Annotated in this window: 15 protein-coding genes, 1 tRNA gene and 2 pseudogenes; 14 read left to right on the top strand and 4 right to left on the bottom strand. The window is 56.7% G+C overall.

Annotation, left to right across the window (positions count from 1 at the left end; all coding sequences use genetic code 11):
* The 6 genes and pseudogenes from GRI91_RS02170 (at position 1) to GRI91_RS02145 (ending at position 4,327) form a co-directional block, all read left to right on the top strand.
* On the top strand, positions 1–1,509 hold the full coding sequence (locus GRI91_RS02170; RefSeq protein WP_160734980.1) for a linalool dehydratase/isomerase domain-containing protein: 1,509 nt from the start codon (positions 1–3) through the stop codon (positions 1,507–1,509).
* Positions 1,506–2,021 (top strand): SCO family protein, encoded by a 516-nt coding sequence (locus GRI91_RS02165; protein WP_160734979.1) that lies wholly within the window; start codon positions 1,506–1,508, stop codon positions 2,019–2,021. The genes GRI91_RS02170 and GRI91_RS02165 overlap by 4 nt, the downstream gene beginning before the upstream one ends.
* Complete coding sequence (locus GRI91_RS02160; protein ID WP_160734978.1) at positions 2,018–2,344, top strand: hypothetical protein; 327 nt, start codon at positions 2,018–2,020, stop codon at positions 2,342–2,344. Before GRI91_RS02165 ends, GRI91_RS02160 begins: the two co-directional genes overlap by 4 nt.
* Complete coding sequence (locus GRI91_RS02155) at positions 2,242–3,243, top strand: outer membrane protein assembly factor BamB family protein (RefSeq protein ID WP_160734977.1); 1,002 nt, start codon at positions 2,242–2,244, stop codon at positions 3,241–3,243. The genes GRI91_RS02160 and GRI91_RS02155 overlap by 103 nt, the downstream gene beginning before the upstream one ends.
* Positions 3,147–4,000 (top strand): annotated as a pseudogene (locus GRI91_RS15965) (outer membrane protein assembly factor BamB family protein). Before GRI91_RS02155 ends, GRI91_RS15965 begins: the two are co-directional and overlap by 97 nt.
* A gap of 33 nt (positions 4,001–4,033) precedes the next feature.
* Positions 4,034–4,327 (top strand): alcohol dehydrogenase catalytic domain-containing protein, encoded by a 294-nt coding sequence (locus GRI91_RS02145; RefSeq protein ID WP_160734976.1) that lies wholly within the window; start codon positions 4,034–4,036, stop codon positions 4,325–4,327.
* A 1,215-nt stretch (positions 4,328–5,542) separates the two neighbouring features.
* On the opposite strand, the gene GRI91_RS02140 is transcribed toward GRI91_RS02145, so the two are convergent.
* Positions 5,543–5,737, bottom strand: coding sequence for a hypothetical protein (locus tag GRI91_RS02140; RefSeq protein WP_160734975.1), 195 nt, complete (start codon positions 5,735–5,737; stop codon positions 5,543–5,545).
* 56 nt (positions 5,738–5,793) lie between these two features.
* The gene (locus GRI91_RS02135) at positions 5,794–6,051 is read right to left on the bottom strand and encodes a hypothetical protein (protein ID WP_160734974.1); all 258 of its coding nucleotides are present in this window, start codon (positions 6,049–6,051) and stop codon (positions 5,794–5,796) included.
* A gap of 369 nt (positions 6,052–6,420) precedes the next feature.
* Between GRI91_RS02135 and GRI91_RS02130 the strand changes: the two genes are divergently transcribed.
* The 8 genes and pseudogenes from GRI91_RS02130 (at position 6,421) to GRI91_RS02095 (ending at position 15,352) form a co-directional block, all read left to right on the top strand.
* Positions 6,421–7,473, top strand: a complete 1,053-nt coding sequence (locus GRI91_RS02130) for a LacI family DNA-binding transcriptional regulator (RefSeq protein WP_160734973.1) — start codon at positions 6,421–6,423, stop codon at positions 7,471–7,473.
* 269 nt (positions 7,474–7,742) lie between these two features.
* On the top strand, positions 7,743–10,553 hold the full coding sequence (locus tag GRI91_RS02125) for a TonB-dependent receptor (RefSeq protein WP_160734972.1): 2,811 nt from the start codon (positions 7,743–7,745) through the stop codon (positions 10,551–10,553).
* Between the two features lie 71 nt (positions 10,554–10,624).
* A complete protein-coding gene (locus tag GRI91_RS02120; RefSeq protein ID WP_160734971.1) occupies positions 10,625–12,361 on the top strand; it encodes an arylsulfatase in 1,737 nt (578 codons plus the stop codon).
* Between the two features lie 50 nt (positions 12,362–12,411).
* Positions 12,412–13,074 (top strand): annotated as a pseudogene (locus tag GRI91_RS02115) (transposase); the annotation flags it as partial.
* Positions 13,060–13,236 carry an MbcA/ParS/Xre antitoxin family protein gene (locus tag GRI91_RS02110; RefSeq protein WP_202385458.1) on the top strand — a complete coding sequence of 59 codons (177 nt, stop codon included), beginning with the start codon at positions 13,060–13,062 and terminating at the stop codon, positions 13,234–13,236. The pseudogene GRI91_RS02115 and the gene GRI91_RS02110, both read left to right, overlap by 15 nt.
* A complete protein-coding gene (locus tag GRI91_RS02105) occupies positions 13,236–13,625 on the top strand; it encodes an MbcA/ParS/Xre antitoxin family protein (protein WP_160734970.1) in 390 nt (129 codons plus the stop codon). The genes GRI91_RS02110 and GRI91_RS02105 overlap by 1 nt, the downstream gene beginning before the upstream one ends.
* Before the next feature lie 159 nt (positions 13,626–13,784).
* Positions 13,785–13,991, top strand: a complete 207-nt coding sequence (locus GRI91_RS02100) for a hypothetical protein (protein ID WP_160734969.1) — start codon at positions 13,785–13,787, stop codon at positions 13,989–13,991.
* A 134-nt stretch (positions 13,992–14,125) separates the two neighbouring features.
* On the top strand, positions 14,126–15,352 hold the full coding sequence (locus GRI91_RS02095) for an MFS transporter (RefSeq protein ID WP_160734968.1): 1,227 nt from the start codon (positions 14,126–14,128) through the stop codon (positions 15,350–15,352).
* Positions 15,353–15,453: 101 nt separating this feature from the next.
* Here GRI91_RS02095 and GRI91_RS02090 read toward each other — a convergent pair whose 3' ends face one another.
* Both GRI91_RS02090 and GRI91_RS02085 read right to left on the bottom strand, forming a co-directional pair.
* The gene (locus tag GRI91_RS02090) at positions 15,454–15,678 is read right to left on the bottom strand and encodes an ATP-binding protein (protein WP_202385397.1); all 225 of its coding nucleotides are present in this window, start codon (positions 15,676–15,678) and stop codon (positions 15,454–15,456) included.
* Positions 15,679–15,765: 87 nt separating this feature from the next.
* Positions 15,766–15,841, bottom strand: a tRNA-Lys gene (locus tag GRI91_RS02085).
* Between the last annotated feature and the right edge of the window lie 45 nt (positions 15,842–15,886).

Genomic DNA, 15,886 nt, shown 5'->3' with positions numbered 1-15,886 from the left:
GTGCTGACCGACCAGCAGGCAGGCCATATCCGCCATATGCGCAATCTGATGGCGCAGCCCGATGGTGATTGGTCGCACATGGATTCCATGGAAGCCGGGCAGGAAGGGCTGTCATCCTATCGCTATCAGCTAGGCCATATCGTCTATGCGCTAGGCCTCGCGCATTATCATCACCTGCCTGCTGCACCCTGTGTTTTCAAGGAAGCGATGCAGGCGGCGATCCGCAAGATGTTGCGGCGCGAGGTATGGGGTTACTGGTTCGAGGCCAGCCAGTCCGACAAGCGGATCGATCCGGATCTCGAAGAGCGCCGCGAGCAGTGGCACGATCCGGTGGTCAAGGAAAACATCATGTATTCCGGCCACCTACACGCCATGGCCGGCATGTACGGCGTGCTGTTTGACGATGATCGCTACGAGCGCGAAGGCGGGCTGACCATTCGGCACTCGCCGCTGTTCGTGGGCGAGGAGATGGAGTTTAGCTACGATTTCTCCTCGATCAACGACATCATCTACTGGCAGATGGTCGAGAATGGCTGGCTGGGGGTCGCCTGCGAGCCCAATTGCATCTTCCTAGTGTGCAACCAGTTTCCGATGCTGGGCTTTCGCTTTCACGATGTCCGCAAGGGCACGACAATCGCCGAAGAGGCGGCCGCCGGCTACCGTCAGGCATGGGCGGACCGCGACGTGCTGGACCGGCCCGGTACCATGCCGATGATGTTGATGGTGCGGCAGAACGTGCTGGTCCCCGGCGGCCCGGCGACCGACTCCCACACCGGCGCAATCATGCATGCCTGGAACCGCGATTTCGTGCGCGAACATCGCCGTAGCCAGGTCTATCATGCACTCAAGACGGCTGAGGACGGCACCATCTCGCTGCGACCGCTGGCCATGCTGCCCGGCACTGCCGAAAGCTATGAGGAAGCTGGCAAGGATGCTGCGGTGGACGAACTGGCGGTGCAATGGTCGACTCCCGATTTCGGCACCGTGCTGATGTGGCTCTCCGAGCTGGGGGATGAGGAGACGCTGGCTGCCATGCAGGCGCATGCTGACAAGCACATGAACCCGACATGGGAGAAGGGCGGGCTCTATTACCCCCGCAACGATCGCAGCTATGATGATAGCGGCAATCTCACCTTCGTCGAGCCGCTGACGGGCAATGTGCTGGCCGGCTATGCGCGGCTCAACGTGCCCGATGGCCTGTGGCAGCTGTATAACCATCCTTGGGGTAAGGAGCATTTCAGCCAGCCGCACTTGGCCGAATGCCCGTTCGAACTGGATGTGTTGCAGGCGCGCTATGACGACGAAGAGCGCAAGCTGTCGCTGACCCTTCGCCCGGCCCTTGCAGACAAGGTCGAGGCAAGGCTGGTCCTCACCAACTCCGGCGGCGGCCCCTGCACGATCCTGCGGGACGGCGAGGTGTTGGAGACGGCGGAAGGCGAGCGTGTCGAGCTGGACATCACAATCGATCGGCAAACCGGTCTGCAACTCGTGCGGGACGGTGCGAAGTGACCGGCACAGCGATTGGTGGCAACTTCGAACTTACCGATCACTTCGGCAAACCGGTTACCCAAGCGAATTACGAAGGGCGTTTTGCGCTGATCTTTTTCGGTTTCACACATTGCAAGCTGGTTTGTCCGCGCGCGCTGACGCGCATTTCGGAGGCGCTCGAGTTGCTTGAACGGCAGGCCGAGCATATCCAGCCGCTTTACGTCACCGTCGATCCTGAGCGCGACACGCCGCAAGTGATGCGTGCCTTTCTGGAAGAACGCTGGCCGCGCTTTATCGGGCTGACGGGCGGCAGGGACGAGATCGAGGCCATGCGTTCCGCCTTCAAGGTGTTCGCAACAAAAGTTGCCGACCCCGACAATCCGGACGGGTACGACATGCCGCACTCCTCGCTCACCTATTTGATGGACCCGCACTTTCGTTATCGCGCGCATTATCCCGACACGATGGAGGCCTCGCAATTGACTGAGGAATTGCGCCGCCAACTAACTCAATTCCCGGACGGCTCAGAATGAAGAAAACACTTCTCTCGCTTGCGCCGGTTGCACTGCTTGCTGCCTGCTCCACCGCTTCTGAAGAGCGGGTGATCGGCCCGGCAGCCTCGGCCTTCCCGGCAGAGGATTTCGACTATGTCGGCTGGTACGCTTATCTTGGCGGAGCCGAGAGCGCGCAATATTCTTCACTCGACCAGATCGACCAGATCGACCGGTCGAATGTCGGCCGACTGGAAATCGCTTGGGAGTTTCCCACTGGCGAGGGGCAGCCTCCGCGTTTCAACCCGGTGGTCGCGGGCGGACGGATGTATGTGCTCGACGGCGGGGGCAGGTTCTGGCGCTGAACCCCGCTACGGGGAAGCAAATGTGGCGAAGCGCGTTGGAAGGACGCATCGGCACGCGCGGCATCAATTACTGGCGCAGTGCCGATGGCACGGATGAACGCTTGTTGGTCATCAACAATGGCATGCTGCGCGCAGTGGATGCTGCCACCGGGCAGGTGATCGATGGTTTTGGCACTGATGGCGGCGTCGATCTGCGCGATGCGCTGCCGACAGATGTTGCCACGCCGGGCAGTTCGTTGCAGACCGACAATCCCGGACTCATCTATCGCGACACGATTATCGTCTCCCTGCCGGCGGGTGCCTACGACTACGCTTCCAGCCCGGCGAATATCCATGGTTATGACGTCATGACCGGCGCGCTGAAATGGACCTTCAACGTCGTCCCGCGCGAAGGCGAATTCGGCGCTGATACCTGGCCCGATACGCCTGATCGCAGTAGTTTCAGCGGGGTGCACAACTGGTCGGAAAGCACGGTCGATAGCGAGCTGGGGCTGGTCTATATTCCCACCGGCACGGCGCGCCACGACTATTTCGGCGGCAATCGGGAAGAGGACAATTTGTTCGCCAACTCGATCGTGGCGCTCGATGCTGAGACTGAGGAGCGCGTCTGGCACTACCAGACCGTGCACCACGACATCTGGGACTTCGATCTGCCCACCGCGCCCAAGCTGATGACAATCACCAAGAGCGGCGGCCCCGAAGGCGCGCTGCGATGGGCGAACGCATTCCGGTTCTGGTCTAGCCGACCAAGCAGGGCTGGCTGTTCGTGCTGGATCGTCGCACCGGCGAACCGGTCTGGCCGATCCCCGAAGTTGCGGTGCCGGAATCGGACGTGCCCGGCGAAAAAGCATCGCCGACACAGCCGATACCCACCTGGCCGCTTCCCTACACCCGCATGAGCTTCACGCCGGACGACATCAATCCGCTGCTGCCCGAGGAAGATCAGCAAAAACTGCGCGAATTGTTTACCAATTCGCGCTGGGGTGAAGGGCCGTATATCCCGCCTAGCATATGCGGGACGATCAGCTTTCCCGGTGCCAATGGCGGGGCAAACTGGGGCAATGTCGCTTCCGATCCCCGGCGCCAGCGGATCTATGTGGTCAGCCGCGAATTGCCGCTGCTGATCAATCTTCGTGTCGATAATCGGCCGGAATCGAAGGCTGCCATACCCAATGGCGAGGACGACGATATCGTGCCCTATCGCTGGCCCACGAATTTCCTGTTGCAGTCGAACGGCATGGTCGCGATCAAGCCGCCATTGTCGTTCCTGACCGCTTACGACATGAATTCCGGCGAACAGATCTGGCGCATATCAAATGGCGAGATCATGACTTTGGAGGAGCAGGGCATCACCGGCGTCGGGTCGCAAACCCCGCGCGGCGGACCGGTGGCGACTGCAGGCGGCTGCTTTTTGTTGGCACGGCGACGGATCGTGCCTTTCGCGCGCGCGATGCCGATACGGGCGAAATCCTTTGGGAACACCGCCTGGATGCCGCGACAAAAGGCGTGCCGGCGATTTTCGAGGTCGATGGGCGTCAGTTCATCACCGTCCCCGTGGGCGGGCTCGGCCTGTTTGCCGGCGGTCTTGGCCTGCCGGAGCCGGAGCCGAGCAGATATGTCACCTTTGCCCTGCCTCCCGATACAACAAGTGAATAAATGCTTGGCGGGCAAACCGCACGAAGGGAGAGAATGATGCGTGCCTGGATGTTGCCAGCTGGATCGCAAGGCTTTGACGAGCTCTACCTGACTAAGCTGCCCGATCCTTCCCCCGGACCGGGCGAGGTGCTCATCGCGCCGCGCGCGTGGTCGATCAACTATCGCGATTTTGCCGTTGCGCAGGGAAAGTACTTCAACGGCATCCTTCCCGATCCGGCGATTCCCATGTCTGATTTCGCAGGCGAAGTTGTGGCCGTGGACGAAGGTGTCGACGGCTTCCGCCCCGGGGACAGGGTGCAAAGTGTGTTTTTCCTCGATTGGCTGTAATCCATGCGAAGGTTTGCATGATTCTTCGCCGCTGTTTTAGGTTGCCTTTCCACACGCCCTCGGACTTCAGGGCTGCGATCGCATCCTCGACCACATCGCCAAAGCGTCGATCGTCATAAATCACGAACTGGCACTCTCCCGAACGATCCGGTACGACGGCTACGTTGGCGATCGCGTCGGTGGCCTCCCGAAGCTTGATGGATTCCTTGGACGGGGAGCCAAGGTCCGCCATCAAGGCGCGAACTGGATCAATGGCGTCCAGCACATCCTCGTCATACAGCCGCTGGACGCGAGAGCAGCCGGCAGCGCGGGCACGAAGAAGATGCGTGCGAGCAGCGACGAGGGTGCCTGCATCCACTGGAGCGCCGATAGCTTTTAGCCTCAGCTCAACGTCTTCGTCGGAGATCATTCCCTTGGAGTATTCAGTTAGCTCCGGCGCATGTCGGTCAGGCGATCGGAGAAGGCTGAAGACCTCACGATCGAGCGTGGCAAGTTAGCGAGCCCGGGACGACCATTCCCCGTCCTCGAATGCACGTTGGACATGTCCGCTGAGCTCGCGTTCCAGTTCCTTACGAAACAGGAGTTCGATTTCTGCGCCGGTAAGGGGAGTTCCACTTTCCATCATCTCTTTCACAAGCGATTTCACTATCGCAAACCGGGCTGACAGCATGGCCGCACGTTGTCGCGCGAGCTTGGGGGCGGCGGTTTGCAGCGCGACTGCTATTGGCTTGGATATAAGATTTCGGAAATGAATGCGACGACGGAATATATATCGGCCATCGCGTCGGTAGACGTGAGGGATACGGGACATAATCTGACCTTCCCGCATGTGTCACCCAGATGTGTACCGGTCATGTGACCGGAACACCAGCGTAACCAATGCTAAAAAGGCGGAAATCCGTCGCTCTTGCGATAAAGTGGTAGGGGAGAGAGGATTCGAACCTCCGGCCCCTGCCTCCCGAAAATGTAGCACCTGATCGCATATGTTGGTTTTCGGTCATTTTTACTGCACGACACTTGTCATACCATGGTATATATTCTTGTTCTGTTCACGGTTGAAAGTTCAGATCGAACTTACAACCCCTGCCTATACGCTTTAGCCTCATCAGGCACTGGATGTCGTCTATTCAACCAGTACATGAGTAGAGGTCTCAACTGTAAGCTGGCCTGCTTTTGGCGACTGAGGTGCCTTGTGAAACTGTGAATGGCTGTGGCTTAATTGTAGGCAGTACCGGCTATTCGTTTCATATCATCCACCACAATCTGGAAGAGGTTGCCGTCGAAATTGGCGTAGACTTCGAGATCGTCACGCTCGATTAGATCGACCTTGAACATGGCGGCAGAAAGGTCCGGGGCGGGGATCTGGACAAGGTCTATAGCAGCTTTGGCAAGAGGTCGAATATACTTCATGGTTAGTTCGTCATCGATGACCTGATGCTGCTTGAGGCGCTCTGCAAAACGTGCCTTTACCTCAGAGCGTTGACGGAAATCAGACCCATAGCGCTCTTCCAGCTCGCGGCCTCTTGCTCTGCTGCAGCGGCAATCAGTGCCATCGGCCCAAAGGCGATATTGGCCTTTAACAAAGCGTTGAGGCGCAAATACACTTCCAACTTTTTATTCCAATCTTGCCGCATGCTGGGAGATGCCATCGGTACATCGGCTATGACTTCATCAGAAATCGATTGAGTGTCGGTCGACTTGGAATAGGGGAGGGCGTCAAGCATATGTATTTTGGCTCCTCAGAAAGACAAGAATTTGATGCTTGAATTTATATCCTGGCACTCCGCTGCGATTGGGTAGATCTCCTGTTACTATGACCTCAACAAAAGACCGAGAAATCGACAATCTTTGACTCTACTCATTATTCTGCGCCGACCAGTCTGTGACAAAACCACCAGACCATTTGCCAAAACGCAAAACCTATTTTCTATTTTTGATCATATAGCTGTTTTTCCGCGCAAGCTGCAATCGTTCGGGTTACCAGCGCACAATCGCTACAATTCCATAGAGGCGGCTCGGGGGTGTCAAACAGTTGACCAAATGCTTATAAGCTGTTTTGCAGGGAGGATATAAATGAAGGATGATCCGAAGCTTTGCGTAAACCGACCATCAAGGACATCGCGAGCCATGCAGGCGTTTCGTTTAAAACCGTTTCGCGGGTCATAAATCAGAAGGCCACAGTCGGGAAAGATATACGCGCAAAGGTCGAGGCATCGGTCAACGCCTTGGGGTATCGTCCCAATTTAGGGGCAAGAAGCCTGCGTACTGGGCGAAGCTTCACTCTCGCGCTGCTGATGACATCACGGGGCCATGTGGACAAGGTGAACCTTAGCCAGCGAATGCCCAGCTATATCATGGACGTCGTGGCAGGTCTCCTCCAAGCCTGCATGTCATCCGATTACCATCTGGTTGTTGATACGCTAGCGTCTATGGAACGTGAGCAGGGTGAAATACGGCTGGCCCGTTTTCTTGACCTTGTGAAGCCCGACGGTGTGATACTGATACCGCCGTTTTGCGACGTGCCTTGGGTACTCGATCTCATTGGATCACGTTCCATTGGATTAGGGCGCCTCAATCCCGGCAAAGATATTGAAACCGGGGTTTCTATGTGGATCGACAACCGTGCTGCCGGTCGGGACGTGGGTGAAGCGATACTCGCACAAGGTCACCGTCGGATCGGGTATATTTCTGGCCCCGAAACCCACTATGCCCATCTTGGAAGACTTGATGGTTTGCGTGAGGCGGTCAAAGCCGTTCGGGACGCTGAATTGGTGACGGTGCCCGGCAACTTTACATATGATAGCGGTGTAGAGAACGGGCGCAAACTCCTTAGCTTACCTGTTCCGCCTACAGCAATTTTCGCAGCCAATGATGAAATGGCGGCAGGCGTTTTGGCATCCGCGATTGCGCTAGGAATATCCGTGCCGCGCGAATTGTCATTGGTTGGCTTTGGGAATCTGGTCATTTCGCAACATACTATTCCCAGCATTGCCACCGTTAGCCAACCCACAACGCAAATGGCCTGCGCAATCGGGCAGTATCTCGTTGCCGAAAGCGCGAATGATAAGCAGGTCAACATAAAACCTGGCCAGGTTCCATACGAGTTCATTCGCCGCGCATCGCTTGGACCTGCCCCCTCATATTAACGGAAAGCGTGTTTGAATTGACAAGTGATAAAAACTGAGACTATGGAGACAACGTTGTCCCAGTATCTGCAAGCACTTATAAAGCAGAGCGTGGAGCAATCTTGGGAAGGAGGCGACCGACAATCGGAACACCGTTTGCTGGTCGCGCAAGGGTACGGATGTAAGAGCTTCAATGCGGGCGGAAACTTAAGATTTCTAGCTCAAAATTTGTCTCGATCAGTTCCTTACCCTCCCCAAGTATTCAGGGGAAATGTCAGGGGGAGGTTCTCATGCCACGATATTCGAAACGTTATGTCACCATGCTGGCCAGTGTAAGTCTTGCTTCGCTCGTCGGAGTTGCGCTTGCTTCACCAGCCGCCGCGCAATCCGCCCCGTCGGAAGATGAAGCGCAGGAAATTACCGTCACCGGTGTGCGTGCTAGCCTGCAGTCTGCGGCGCAGGAAAAGAAAAACGCTGTGAATGTGATCGACGCGATCACTTCGGAAGACATTGGTAAATTCCCAACCGAAAACGTGGCAGATGCCAGCCAGCGCATCACTGGCGTGCAGATCACCCGTACTCGCGGATCAGGTACAGCGGCCAGTATTCGCGGCCTGCCCACCGATTTTACCCGTGTGGAACTCAACGGCAGCACACTCGCCTCCTCGATCGTCGATCTACGCGGCGGTGGCGCTGGCGGCGATATCAATCGTTCGTTCGATTTTCGCCTACTTCCTACCGAGTTCGTGCAGACACTAGAGGTTGTTAAGTCACCCACGGCAGAGCTGCAGGAAGGCGGTTTGTCAGGCACGATCAACGTCAAGACCGTGCGCCCTCTAAGCTTGGGCAAGCAAACTCTCGTTGCTTCAGCTTTCGGCGTCTGGAATTCAAATGCAGGCAAGGTCACGCCGCAAGCTTCCGCGTTGTTTTCCACCACATTTGGAGGTGGCCGTGGCGGTTTTCTAATCGCCGGGGGCTACAGCGATACGCGCACCGAAACGCATTCCGTCAACACCATTGGTTGGGGTGTGGCAAGCGAAGGACGCTTCGGCGATGTTAATGGCGATGGCGATACAGATGACCAGTTCAACCTACCCTCCCAAGTTCGCACTGAAATTGCCAAAGAGCGTCGCCGACGCGCGGTTCTGACCAGTGTACTGGAATATGAACTGACTGACAATCTGAAGGTTTACACCGAAGGTTTTTACAGCCGTTTCCATGTTCAGGTCGACAGCCTCGAGAATTTGAATTTGTTTGTTGGCGCGAACGGCGGCGAGTATGCCCCCTCAACCACCGCGCTCACTAGCATTGATGGCATAGCCCCATCACAACTGACCTTTGGACTTCCATTTGCGACTACGATTGGTCTCCGCGGTGTCGATGTCCGCGCCAACAATCGCTATAATAATTCGGTCGCTACGACCTATTACGCGAAGGCCGGAGCTGAATGGGAAAGCTATAATTGGAGAGCATCAGCAAATTACGCACATTCGCAGGCGAAGCAGGCAGGTGATAATCTAGGGTTTGCGCAAATCCAGCGCTTTGACGTCACCCAAAGCTGCGAGCCCGGTCAAGCCTTATGCGGACTGAGCCTGTCACCGGAATCTGAGGCACGCTATCTGGACCCCTCTGTTGGAGTCGTTGCTAGCATTAACGGTGCTTATGGCCGCAAAACAGAGGACCAGGTCGATGAATTCAAGGCTAATCTGTCTTACAGCTTAGATGATTCCTTTCTCCGCAGGATAGCCATCGGTGGGGCAGCCACATGGCGCGCAACATATGCCAATGCAGATTCGCTGGTCGTTCCTGCGGGTGCCCTTGCCTTAACGGCCGGACTGACTTCGAACGGAGCTGGCGGGTATGGCATCGTACCGTACTCCCAGATTGCTGGAGCAAGCCGCGGTGACTTCCTCGGCGCATATTCCGGTGATGTTATGGTGCCCTCACAGTGGCTTTCAACAGATATTCACTCCCTGATGGAGACCGTTTCGCGCGATGAGCTCGGCGAGCTTTCTGGCGCGATTTTGCTGACCAACCCTTCCAGCGTTGTGGATTTGAAAGAGCGGACTCTTGCAGCCTATGTCCAGGCTGACTTCGCCACTGGCGATGATGGATTGAGCGGCAACATCGGTGCGCGCATTGTCAATACGCGTGGAGAAGCGCGCGGTGTTTCACCTGATCTTCAGTCGCTGGTTATCAATGTAGATACGGGAGGAACGGTCACAGTGCCTCCTGCTGGACCGATTTCGGCCAAGAACACATATACATATGTTTTACCCTCAGCTAACCTGAAGTACGCTTTGTCAGACAGTGTGCAGCTGCGCTTTGCTGCTTCGCGTACATTGAGCCGACCGACGCTGACGCAGATATCACCATCAACCTCTGTGAGCGGCACGACCGGTGCCTATACGGTGAACACCGGCAATCCTTCTCTGAAACCGTTTTTATCGACCAACTTCGATGCCGGTATCGAATGGTATCCCGATCTCGACACGTCGCTCACTTTTTCAGGTTTCTATAAGAACCTCGCCTCACTGGTTTATCCGCAAACGGATTCCGTCATTTTGCCGGTTACTTTGTTTTATGCCTCAAGCAATACCAGTGTTGTCGAAGATCAGACCTTTCAACGCACGCGGCCTGTCAATGGCTCGGGCGTCAAGGTGAAAGGGTTCGAAGTCGGTTTCCAGAAGGCATTCACTTTTCTGCCGGGGCCTCTCAAATACACTGGCACTCAGCTTAACTATACTTTCATTTCGAACAACCAGCCCCAGGTTCTCACTGCGGCATCAAAGAATAACTTCAACGCGAGTGCATATTATGACGATGGGCGCTTTGCGACGCGGGTTTCCTATACGTGGCGTGACAAATTCGTCTCGCAGGGACTGCCTTCCAGCTACTTTGGCCTTGGTGTGACAACCCAACCGCGTGCCTCACTCGACTTGAGTGTCAGCTACCAGCTGAACGACGAGATATCCATTGTGCTCGAAGGCAGTAATGTTCTCGATAATGTCGATGCCAGTCGAACAACCCTGGGCGACCTGCCGGTCGATTATTACGATCCGGGCCATCAGTTCATGCTCGGCGCTCGTATCAAACTTTGAATTGCGGCCCTGCCGGACCAGCCGCTCGCTCGGCAGGGCTACTTCAGACGTATAATAAAGAGGACTTGATCATGCAGACATCGCGGCGTCGATTTACCTTCGGCCTTCTGTCCAGCACAATGCTCGCGCCGTCACTTGCTGTTGCCAAGACAAAGGTTGAGCAACCACTACGACGTCCGAATATCATCACGATTGTCCTTGATGATGTTGGTTTTTCAGACCTTGGTTGTTTTGGTGGTGAAATCAACACACCTGCAATCGATGGTCTGGCGCAGCGAGGCCAACGTTTTAATCGCTTCGATTCTAAAGCGGTGTGTTCTTGCACCCGAGCCTCCCTGCTGACCGGGCGTAACAGCCATTCTGTCAACTTTCCCGACGTACCCGACACGGCTTTTGGCCCTTTTGCTAAAGACTTTCCTTTCCCCACCTTTCACTTGCCTGACACAGCACAGACCAGCGCACAAACCCTTCAGGATGCTGGCTACGCTACGTGGCTGGTAGGCAAATGGCACCTCATACCGATGGATCATCTTGCCCCCGGAACGTCGCGCAAGAACTGGCCTCGCGCTCGTGGCTTCGACTACTTTTACGGCTTTGCTCGCGGATGGACGGATCAGTATAAGCCCGAACTGGTAGAGAATGACGACTATATTCATCCCGACTTACCTGCAGACTATCACGTCTCCGCAGGCCTCGTTGATAAATCAATCGAATTGATCGAAGCCCATGCAGAGCGGGCTGATGCGGACAAGCCGTTCTTTCTGCACCTTGGCATGGGCGTCGCCCACTCACCCATTCAGGCTCCTGCAGAGTATTCTGCGCGTTATTCTGGCCGCTATTCCGAAGGTTGGGATGTGCTGCGCGAACGTCGCTTTGAACGCATGAAGGCAATGAACATCATTCCCGCAAATACTTCGCTCCCACCACGCGCAGAAGATGATCGGGCATGGACCGATCTGAGCGAAGATGAGCGAGTAGTTTTCGCTCGATATATGGAAGTTTACGCTGGTTTCATTGAACATGCTGACGCGCAGCTCGGTCGCTTGATGGATTGCCTCGAAAAGCAGGGCTTACGCGATGACACGATGATCGTGTTTCTTTCCGACAATGGCGCAGCATCGGAAGCAGGTCAGAATGGGTTTTTCGAGGCGCTTTACCAGCCAAACACGCTGACCCCTGCTGAACAGCGCCAACGCATGATCGAATTGGGCACCGTTGCTACCCAATCCGAATATCCGCGCCCATGGGCCGGGGTGAGCAGCGCACCTTTTCGTCGCTACAAGCTCTGGCCGTTTCTTGGTGGAGTGCGCACACCACTCATCGTCTCATGGCCCGCTTTCACGCAGCAGGGTGGAGAGATACGAGATCAATATGTCGATGTGGTCGACCTGGCACCAACCATGCTTGAAGCAGCAGGCACTTCTTTTCCAGCGACCGTCAATGGACAGGCGGAGATGCCAGTCGCCGGGCGATCATTCCTCCATGGGCTTCGTGATAGCAAAGCGAAAGGGCGCCAACGCCAATTTTTCGAATTGCGAGGCAACCGCGCTATAACAGATGGACATTGGCGCGCGGTGGGGCTGCATTCGTGCGGAGTTGACAATTACGATAATGACGATTGGCAGTTGTTTGACACCGCCGAAGATTTTTCCGAAATGTACAACGTTGCAGACAAAAAACCTGCTGTCCTGAGCCATATGAAAAAGCTCTGGCAACAAGAGTGGGACCGCTGGGTGGATCAGCCACTGGAACTACCCTCACCAGTCATTTGTATGCTGGCTGGAGATCTCAGTGACGTGACCCCCTGATTTTCCTCCACGCTTGATTAGAGTCCGGCCCCGATGGAAGGACGGACGAGATGAAGAGAACGAGGTTTTCGGAAGAGCAGATCATCGGCGTGCTGAAGGAGGCCGAGGCTGGCGCGAAGACTGCCGACCTGGCCCGCCGGCACGGTATATCCGAAGCGACGATCTACAACTGGAAGTCGAAGTATGGCGGACTGGAAGTGTCTGAGGCCCGGCGACTGAAGGAGCTGGAGAGCGAGAACGCGAAGCTGAAGCGATTGCTGGCCGATGCCATGCTCGATCAGGCTGCGCTGAAAGATCTTTTGGCAAAAAAGTTCTGACGCCCGCTGCCAAGAGGGAAGCTGTCGCTCATCTCAAGGGATGCCACAGGATGAGCGAGCGGCGGGCGTGCCGTGTCATTGATGCCGATCGCAAGAGTGTGCGTTACCGTTCCACCAGGGACGATGACGCCGGTTTGCGCGAGAAGCTGCGCGAACTGGCCAACCAGCGTCGCCGGTTCGGCTATCGCCGTCTGCACATCCTGCTGCGCCGGGAGGGCGTGATGATCAACCGCAAGAAGACCCAGAGGCTCTACAAGGAGGAAGGGCTGGCGGTGAGGCGACGACGCAGCCGCAGGCGTGCTGTCTGTCGGGACCAGAGCGCCTGCTCCGATGCTGGCGTTGCCGAACCAGCGCTGGAGCTTGGACTTCGTCCATGATCAGATGGTGTCTGGCAGGACGCTCTATGGGGGCGATCTGGTACAGACGATCCACTTCATGAACCGCCGGCATTACTGGCTGGGTGGCGAGACGCCGATCGAACGGGCCGAGCAGTCCGAGGAAGGCCTCGCCTTCATTCTTGACATGATCGGGGCCATTGATGCCGGAGTGTACCTGTGATGGCGGGAGGCTTTGCCGAACTGGATCCTGTGCGCCATGGCGGCGCGGCGCTGCGAGGCTTCCTCAACATCGCCAGCGAATGGAAGCTAACAGAAGCGGAGCAGACACAGATCCTCGGTATCCGAGAACCTGCTGTTTTCGAGGACCTGCGCATCCGCATTCAGGCCCATGAGCCTGTGCCGATAGCGGAGATGGTCATCATCCGGATCGGGGCGGTACTCTCGATATACGCTTCGCTCGGGACACAGTTGCCGCCCGATCGCATGCCGGGGTGGCTACGCTCGCCAAACCTAGCGTTGGAGGACCACACTCCTCTTTCTGTGATGACCACGGGCAGGCTTGAGGATCTGGATCGCGTTGCGCGCTATCTTCTCAATGCTCGCAGTTGAAACCCGGCGTCGCGCCTCCATCAGTTCGCTGATCGGAGGATTGTGTACATCTTCCGGTAAGATGCAGGCTGATGGAGGCCGGTCTTTCGCCCGAAACTGGATCATGTTCAGCCACGCAGAGGTACAGGAGCAGGAATATCCAGAGGGCAACGCAGCTGCGTGATCCAGCAGGCGAGGGCACTGATTCAGTTAGGAGATGACGGTTGCTGTGATGCAGATATCGGACGTGAAAGTGTGGGCGCTTCGATCATAGTGGGTTTGGATGCGGCACCAGTCCTTGAGCTTTCCGACCATATTCTCGACCTTGTGCCGCTGGTGTTGGACTATGGCATCGTGCTCGATTTGAACCTCCCGATTTGCTCTTGAGCCGATGCAGGCGACGATGTTGCGGTTGGCCAAGCGTGAGAAAAGGACGAAGATTGGGGCGGGCGGTTGCCGGGAAATCTCGTCGTGCTAAGATGAACGTCTTCGACAATCCTCCTTTTAGTGACCAATCGATCATGCGCGCTGCCTGGATTGCTTTTGCCATTGGCTCGATCTTCTTTCTGTTCGAATTTGTCACTCGTATCGAGCCGAGCCTCGACGCGCAGGCGATCGCGACCTTCTATCATCTTTCGAATTCCGGCTTCGGATCGCTCTCTAGCCTCTTCTTCTGGATTTACGCGCCGATGCAGATCGTCGTTGGGCTGCTGCTCGATCGCTTCGGCGCACGCCGCTTCATCCTGCTGGGTAGTTTCGCCTGCTCGTTCGGCGTTCTCGTCTTTGCGTGCACGGACAATATGTGGATCGGTGGGGCCGGCCGTCTGCTGACCGGCTTCGGCGCGTCGTTCGCCTTTGTTGGCGCGCTCTGGCTGGTCAATCACTGGTTTGCGCCGGAACGCTTTGCGCTGCTGTCGGGCGGCGTGAACGCGGTCGGCATGTTGGGCGTCGCAGTCGGTGCCGTGGCCTTATCGGACGCGATTGCAGGCTCCAACTGGCGGATTGTATTCGTCGCGACGGGGCTTGTCGGCCTTGGTGTTTTCCTGTTCGCCTATCGCTTTTTGAAAGAACCCGTTTCGCCAGCGGTAACAGCCGATACCGCGCCGATCGAGCATGTCCGGGACAGTCTGGCCGTCGTGCTGGGCGATAGGCGCATCTGGGCGCTCTCGCTGATCGGTCTGCTCTATTACATGCCAGTCAATGTCTATGGTGGCCTCTGGGGCACGACCGAGTTGACCAGGGATCATCACCTCTCCCCGGTAGTGGCGGAGGCGATAGTCTCGATGATCTTCTGGGGCATGGCGCTCGGCAGTCTTGTCGGCGGGTGGCTTTCTGATTTTCTCGGACACCGTAAATATCTCATTTTCGGCGGCGCTCTCCTCACTGCTCTCGCTTATGCCGCAGTTCTCTATTTGCCGCTTTCGGTATTTCTGGAGGGTGCGCTGCTGTTTATCGCGGGCTTCTTCGGTGGGTTCCAGATGCTGACCTTCACGATGGCCAAGGAAGGGCAGACAAACCAGCTGGTCGGTACCGTGATCGCATTCGTCAACATGATCGGCATCGCCGGCGCGATGATCTTCCAACCCCTTGTGGGATTTCTCGCCGACCGAAGCGGCGGCAGTTTCGGCTTCGCACTGTCGACCGTGCCCGTTTGCGCGGCCATTGCAGCACTGATCGTCCTCTTCGTCCCGGAATATCGGCATCCCGATTACCGTCCCGGTGCGCGTTCGCATGGTAAGGCGGCCTGAGAGTCGCCTGAGATCGACCGTTCATCCCTCGTTGAAATCATGGCGTCACCGCCGGGGCCGGGGCCAATTCAAATCCGCCAGCCACAGGTTGATGTGGAAAGTCACCCCTGTCGAGCTTGCGCTGTCGAACCACAGCTCGCCACCATGAGCAGCGATACCGCCGCGCGGCAGATCGACAGCCCCACCGTCATGCTATTGGACTTGTCGGTCACGAAGGGCTGGAACAGGCGGTCAGCGGTTTCCGACGAAATACCGGGACCACCGTCTGAAATGCTGACGACGATATGTGCGTCGTCCCGCGCAGTCGAAATGCGAAGCTGACGCAATGGGGTTTTGGCTATCTAATGTCCGCTATCACCGTCAGGATGAACCCGGTCGCCAAGACCGATACTGCTGTTTTTATGGAAGAAAAATGGTGGACGCACTAGGGTTCGAACCTAGGACCCGCTGATTAAGAGTCAGCTGCTCTACCAACTGAGCTATGCGTCCACACTGGCAATTGCCGTCCCGTCGAATCGTCGGGAGACGCTCGTA

This window comes from Altericroceibacterium endophyticum (assembly GCF_009827595.1).
Lineage (GTDB): Bacteria > Pseudomonadota > Alphaproteobacteria > Sphingomonadales > Sphingomonadaceae > Altericroceibacterium > Altericroceibacterium endophyticum.
This window is presented reverse-complemented; position numbering and strand designations above follow the sequence as displayed.